Annotated in this window: 6 protein-coding genes; 4 read left to right on the top strand and 2 right to left on the bottom strand. The window is 69.6% G+C overall.

Going from position 1 to position 6519, the window contains the following annotated elements; genetic code table 11:
• The first annotated feature begins 163 nt into the window (after nucleotides 1-163).
• Nucleotides 164-448, top strand: a complete 285-nt coding sequence (locus tag QZY48_RS03410) for a hypothetical protein (protein WP_295427732.1) — start codon at nucleotides 164-166, stop codon at nucleotides 446-448.
• On the opposite strand, the gene QZY48_RS03405 is transcribed toward QZY48_RS03410, so the two are convergent.
• Nucleotides 418-1251 (bottom strand): hypothetical protein, encoded by an 834-nt coding sequence (locus tag QZY48_RS03405; protein ID WP_295427731.1) that lies wholly within the window; start codon nucleotides 1249-1251, stop codon nucleotides 418-420. The genes QZY48_RS03410 and QZY48_RS03405 overlap by 31 nt on opposite strands.
• Nucleotides 1252-1378: 127 nt before the next feature.
• Between QZY48_RS03405 and QZY48_RS03400 the strand changes: the two genes are divergently transcribed.
• Both QZY48_RS03400 and QZY48_RS03395 read left to right on the top strand, forming a co-directional pair.
• Nucleotides 1379-1849, top strand: coding sequence for a hypothetical protein (locus QZY48_RS03400; protein WP_295427728.1), 471 nt, complete (start codon nucleotides 1379-1381; stop codon nucleotides 1847-1849).
• 233 nt (nucleotides 1850-2082) lie between these two features.
• Nucleotides 2083-3057: a hypothetical protein gene (locus tag QZY48_RS03395; protein ID WP_295427725.1), complete on the top strand. Its 975-nt coding sequence runs from the start codon at nucleotides 2083-2085 to the stop codon at nucleotides 3055-3057.
• Nucleotides 3058-3078: 21 nt separating this feature from the next.
• Here the strand turns inward: QZY48_RS03395 and QZY48_RS03390 are convergent, their stop codons facing one another.
• The gene (locus QZY48_RS03390; protein WP_295427723.1) at nucleotides 3079-3798 is read right to left on the bottom strand and encodes a 4'-phosphopantetheinyl transferase superfamily protein; all 720 of its coding nucleotides are present in this window, start codon (nucleotides 3796-3798) and stop codon (nucleotides 3079-3081) included.
• Between the two features lie 185 nt (nucleotides 3799-3983).
• Between QZY48_RS03390 and QZY48_RS03385 the strand changes: the two genes are divergently transcribed.
• Nucleotides 3984-6347, top strand: a complete 2364-nt coding sequence (locus QZY48_RS03385; RefSeq protein WP_295427720.1) for a Tex family protein — start codon at nucleotides 3984-3986, stop codon at nucleotides 6345-6347.
• Nucleotides 6348-6519 lie beyond the last annotated feature (172 nt).

Below are 6519 nucleotides of genomic sequence, written 5' to 3'. Positions count from 1 at the left end.
GTCGTTGTCGTGATCGGATTGTTCGATTACGACAACGACAACGACAACGACAGCCAGTCCGTGAGAAGGTCCGGTCGCTATAGGGTACGCGATGCGTAACCTACGGGATCGCCGTCAACCCATCAGTTCTGATCGCACCCAAGATAGCCCCTGGAGTAACCCCATGACCATCCTCGCGGGTATCTTCTCGCCCGGCGGCTGGACGGCGCAAGACCAGCAACTCGCCGACGAGATCCGCACCCATATCTCGCGCACCGACAGCGATGTGCGCGAGCAGTTTTTCGACGGCACCGTGTTCGCGTGCAAGGTGGACATCGGGGCCTATGGCGAACCCGCCTGGCACGACGACGAGGCCTGGTTCGCCACCCTCACCGGGCGCCCCTGCTGGGCGGGGCCGATCGCCGGTCCGATCTCACGTCACTGTGCGGCCCGGACCCCGGGCGGGTGATCGCCGCGGGTGGTCACGGCGTCTTCTGCGCCCTGGTCTATGACAAGGCGGCGCGGCAGGTGCGGCTCCTGACCGATCCCCTGGGGCTGCGCCCCTTCTATGTGTGCGAACAGGCCGGACGCTGGCTCTTCAGCACCAGTCTGCGCGTCATTGCGGCCCTGTCCATCGACCTCAGTCTGGACCTGGACGGGGTCAGCGAGGTGGCCACACTCGGCTATTTCCTGCTCGACCACACCCCCTATGACGAAGTCCGGGGGGCCGCGCCGGGCGCCTGCTGGACCCTGGACAGCACCGGTCTGCAACGGACCTCCTACCTGCCGTGGCAGGACCTGAACGGCGAGCCGCTGGGGCTGGAGGAGGGCGCGGCGGCGGTCCACGCGGCCTTCGAGGCGGCCCTGACCGCCGGCCTTGCCGGGGGTGACGGGCGCGAGGCGGTCAGTCTCAGCGGGTCGCTGAACTCGCGCCTGATCGCCGCGGCGCTGAAGCGGCGCGGGGTGCTGGTGGAGGGACTCGCCATCGCCGCGGCGGACCCGGTGAGCCGCTATTGCACGAGCACCTTCGCCCGCGAACAGGGCCTCGCCCTGTCCCTGGTGGACGTGGAAGGCCACACCATGAGCCTGGAAGGGCGTGTCGGCCACCACTGGCGCCACGCCGGGGCCGACCTCTACCGGGAACTGGCGCACCCCCGGGTGGTGTGGACCGGCAAGGGCGGCAGCGTCGGCATGGGCGTGCTCCCCATCGACGAGACCGACGTGGAACTGGCACGCTGGGGGGGACGCGACCAGGCTCGCGGACCGCTTCATCGGCCGCACGGCGATCGCCCTGCCGCCGCGGATCATCTGCAACTACCGGGTCCTGGAACAGAATCTGCGTACCAGCCTGATCGCCAGCCTGGGCGCCTTCCCGGGGCTGTCACAGGAGCGCGCCCTGATGCTCTTTCTGACGATCCAGCACCAGCGCCGCCACTTCATCCTCCAGCGCGAGGAGGTCGACCGGCACCGGGTGGAACTGCATCTGCCCTTCTGCTCACCCCTGGTCGCCTGGGCGGCCCTGGCCCTGGCCATCGAGGATATGCGCGACTACCAGGCCTATCGGCACCTGATCGAGCGCTACTACCCGGAAGTCATGGCGAGCCCCTGGCGCAGTTCGCCCGGCCACTTGCCGTGCCCGCTGCCCATCCCGGTCAAGGTCAAGGGACGCCTGTTCCGCCGCAAGCCGGACCCCGCGCGCCGCGCCACCTTGAAGCGCGCCTGGCGCCTGGTGCGCGAGTGGCAGATACCCGCGGGCGTGTTGGATCGCAAGGGTCTCGCCCTGACCTGTGCCCTGACCCAGGCCCATCTGCGCGAGGGCATCTACAGCCTGCGACTGGCCGCGACCTTCGCCCGGTGGTTGCAGCGTTGAGGTCAGGCTCAAGGGCGCGCTCGGGCGGAAGAAAACGGTCGGGACGGGGTTGCAAACCCCGTCCCGCGCGGGAGCACAATCGTTGTCGTTGTCGTTGTCGTTGTCGTAATCGGAGCAACGATGCAATTTGGCGTGCGAGAGAATTCGGGGTGCTACGATGACGTCGATTACGACAACGACAACGACAACGACGACGCGAGCTGCATCAGGCATTTATCAAACCGAGGGCCGGCATGACCGCTACCCTGTTCGTGTGTACCGCTGCCGCCATCCTCGTGCTGGCCCTGCTGATCCTGGCCGCCCGCCCGCCTTGGTGGTTGTCGCTGCCCGCGCTGATCCTGGGCGTGACGAGTCTGCTGGTGCTCGTTGCCGAGGGACCCCATGCCGCCGCTGAGGTCTGGGGCGAGCGGCTCGTCGGCGTGGTGGCCGCCACCCAGGAATCCGTCCGGGTCGAGTCGGCACGGGCCGGCGGCGCGCGCACCAGTCACACGGTGGTGCGCCATCGCTTCGGGGCCATCGTCTGCTACCGCGCACCGCAGGCGCCGGGGTTGGGGGCGGGTGCCCCGATCGACCCGGCGATCCTGGCCGCGATCGGTGAGACCGAGACGGCGGCCGACCGGCACTGCCGCCAGGCGCCCGGCAGCGGCATCCTGCGGCAGACGCAGGTGCGGCTCGATGAGGCGTCGTTCGATGCGGCGCAGCCCGGCCAGACCCTGATGCTGCGGCGGCTGCGTCCGTTCGGGCTGCTGGAGTGGACCTGGCCGGTCGACGCCCCCCTGCTGCCCATGTTGCCCCGCCCCCGACTCGGCGGCGACGGGCCGCGGGTCGCGATCCCGGCCCAGGTCACCGCCATCACCGTCGATCGGCGCGGCCGCGGCTTGCTGAGCCGCCTGGCGTATGACTATGCCGTGCCGGTCGCCTATGTCCGGCTGCGTTACGCGCCCCCCGGCCACCCCGCGGGCGTGGAAGGCGTGGATACGGCCGACGCGCCCTCGGTGAGCGCACTGGCGGTGGGCAGTCCGGCGCTCGTCACGGTCGCGGCCGCGGCGCCGCGTCAGCCGCGGCTGCTGGGCGTGGAGCGGACCTACTGGTGGCGCAACGTCCTGGTGGAGGCGTTGACGCTCGTCGGTCTCATCGCGACCGTCCTGATCATCCTCGGCGTGCGGCAGCGCCGTCGTCGGCGGGACGCGCGGCCGGGGTCGCGTTGAGGCGATGTCGGTTGACCCGGGTCAGGACTTGGACTCTTCCGCCAAGCCGCCCGCCAGCGGCATCAATTCCAAGGTCAGCCACTGCTCCCGCGGCGGCAACCGCGCCCGCGCCACCGCGGCGATGTGCCCGGGGGCGGGGATGCAGTGTATGACCTGGGGGACCTGGGCGCCGGGTTCGCGCGGGCGAAAGAGGCCCCGTCCGTCGGCCTTGGCGTCGGCCTCCAGGGCGGTCCAGGCGCGGTAGAAGAACGCCAGCCGCTCGGCCTGGGGGGTCGCCAGCAGGGCGCGGACCTGCGCTGGGCTGAACATGCGCCGGGCGATGGCCTCGAGGTCGCGGCGCGGGCGCAGCCATTCGCAATCGATGCCGACCTCGCCCCCGCGCGAGAGGGCCACCAGGGCCAGGTCCGCGGTGGTGGTGAGATTGAATTCGAGCACACCCAGGGCCTGGGCGGCGGCTGGCTTGCCGGCGGGGCCATAGGTGAAGCCCAGGGCCTGCGGCGGCAGGCCCAGATACAGCCCCAGGACCCGGCGCAGGCCGGCCTGGGCGCGGATATAGCGCTCCCGGTAGCCCTGGTGGGTCATGCCCAGGGCGCGGCGGCGTTGGCGCTCACCCAGCAGCGCCAGGGCGCTCTCAAGGTCATCGCCGCGCCCGTCCGCGTGCAGGTGCCACAGATGCAGCTCGCCGGGGGCGATGGCGGGGGCGGCCGCGGCCGGGTGCCAGTGGAGCGGGGCGTCGGTCATTTAGCTCGCGCAGCCAAGGCGCAGGCGCAAGCCGTGCGTGCCCACGCGCTGCCCCGGCGCCCGTACCGGCCGGCTGGTTGCGCCGCCCGGCCGAGAAATTGGTAAGCTGTAGCGCTGATTTTTCACTCCTCCGCGTCTTTTTCGTTCAGTTCCAGAACGCCAATCCAAGCAGGACCGCTCGCCCCATGCAGACCATCACCCAGACCATCAGCCAGGAAATCCAGGCCCGCGCCGACCAAGTGGAGGCGGCCGTCCGGCTGTTGGACGAGGGCGCTACGGTGCCCTTTATCGCCCGCTACCGCAAGGAGGTCACCGGCGGCCTCGACGATATCCAACTGCGCCATCTCGAGGAACGCCTGGTCTATCTGCGCGACCTGAACGAGCGGCGCGCAGCGGTGCTGGCGAGCATCGAGGAGCAGGGCAAGTTGACCCCGGACCTGCGCGCCGCGGTCGAAGGTGCGGACACCAAGCAGCGTTTGGAAGACCTGTACCTGCCCTATAAGCCCAAGCGCCGCACCAAGGCGCAGATCGCCCGCGAGGCGGGGCTCGAACCCCTGGCCGACGGGCTGCTGGACGATCCCACCCAGGACCCGGTCGTCCTGGCCGCGGCCTATGTCGATGTCGGCAAGGGGGTGGCCGATGTGGCCGCCGCCCTGGAGGGCGCGCGCCAGATCTTGATGGAGCGCTTCGCGGAGGACCCGGAACTCACCGGACGGCTGCGCGACCGACTCTGGGAGGAGGGCATCCTGGCGGCCAAGGTCGTCGATGGCAAGGAACAGGAGGGCAACAAGTTCTCCGACTATTTCGATTACCGCGAAGCCATCGCGAAGGTCCCCTCGCACCGCGCCCTGGCGCTCTTTCGTGGCCGCAATGTCGGGGTGCTGAACCTGGATCTCATCCCCGGGGAGGGGGAGGAGCCGGACCTGCCCTATCGCGCCCTGATCGCGGCGCGCTTCGGCCTGCGCCACCAGGGCCGGGCGGCCGACGACTGGCTGGCCGAGACGGTGCGCAAGACCTGGCGCATCAAGCTCCTGACCCGGCTCGACCTGGATCTCAAGGGGCGGGTGATGGAGGCGGCCGAGGCCGAGGCGATCCGGGTCTTCGGGCTCAATCTCAAGGCCCTGCTGCTCGCCGCCCCCGCCGGGCGCCTGCCGACCCTGGGGCTGGACCCGGGCCTGCGCACCGGGGTCAAGGTCGCCATCGTCGATGCCACCGGGCGGGTGGCCGCCACCGATACCATCTATCCGCATCAACCCAAGAACCAGTGGGACGCATCGATCGCCCGGCTGGCGCTGCTCTGTGCCGCCCATCAGGTGCGTCTCATCAGCATCGGCAACGGCACCGCCTCGCGCGAGACCGACAAGCTCGCCCGGGAACTGATCAAACGCCACCCGGACCTGGGCCTGCGCTCACTGGTGGTGAGCGAGGCCGGGGCCTCGGTCTATTCGGCGTCTGAATTCGCCTCCAAGGAACTGCCGGATCTCGACGTATCGCTGCGCGGTGCGGTCTCCATTGCGCGCCGGCTCCAGGACCCCCTGGCGGAACTGGTCAAGATCGAGCCCAAGGCGATCGGCGTCGGCCAATACCAGCACGATGTGAACCAGGGCCGACTCGCCCGCACCCTGGAGGCGGTGGTGGAGGACTGCGTGAACGCCGTCGGGGTCGATCTCAATACCGCCTCAGTGCCCCTGCTGACCCAGGTCTCGGGGCTCAATCGCGGTCTCGCCGAGCACATCGTCGCCTTCCGCGAGGCCAATGGCGCCTTCACCAACCGTAAGCGGCTCATGGCCGTGCCGCGCTTCGGCGACAAGGCCTTCCAATTGAGCGCGGGCTTCCTGCGCGTCCCGGATGGCGACGAGCCGCTGGACGCCTCCGCCGTCCACCCGGAGGCCTATCCGGTGGTGCGCCGTATCTGTGAGCGGGCGGGCAAGGGCATCCGCGAGCTGATCGGCGATGTTGCCACCCTGCGCCGCCTCGAACCCAAGGACTTCATCGACGAGTCTTTCGGGCTGCCGACCGTTCAGGACATCCTGAACGAACTGCAGAAGCCCGGTCGCGACCCCCGCCCCGAATTCAAGGCCGCCGAGTTCAAAGAGGGTGTGGAGACGCTCAAAGACCTGGAACCCGGGATGATCCTGGAGGGCGCCGTGACCAACGTCACCAACTTCGGCGCCTTCGTCGACATCGGTGTTCACCAGGACGGCCTGGTGCACATCTCCATGCTCGCCGATCGTTTCGTCAAAGACCCCCACGAGGTGGTCAAGTCCGGCGACCTGGTCAAGGTCAAGGTCCTGGAGGTCGACTTGCCGCGCAAGCGGATTGCGCTCTCCATGCGCCTGTCCGAGCCCACACCGCAGCGTGCCGACGCCAGCGCTGGGGAGCGCCCGGAGCGCAGCGCACCGCGGCGTGACCAGCCGCGGCAGGGTGAGCAGGCCCGCCGCCCGCGCGACGACCGGCGTGCGCCGACTCAGCGGCAGCCGTTGGAGCAACAGCAGCCGCCCGCCAACAGCGCCTTCGCGGCGGCCTTTGAGAAGGCGAAGAAGGGTTGAGGCTGAGGCCGAGTTTCATTTCACAATCAACCGGGAAGGAGGCCGTAGCGCGACCAGAAGCCCCGAAGGGGCGTGATATACCAGCCCAGGGCAAGGCCCTCAATGCCATTAAGTTAAGCCATTCTGGCTCCCACGCTCCTGCGTGGGAGCAAGTGCGGGCGCTCCGCGTCCG

The sequence above is a fragment of the uncultured Thiodictyon sp. genome (genome assembly GCF_903828115.1).
Lineage (GTDB): Bacteria > Pseudomonadota > Gammaproteobacteria > Chromatiales > Chromatiaceae > Thiodictyon.
Note: the sequence above shows the minus strand (reverse complement) of the source record. Positions and strands in the feature narration are given on the sequence as shown.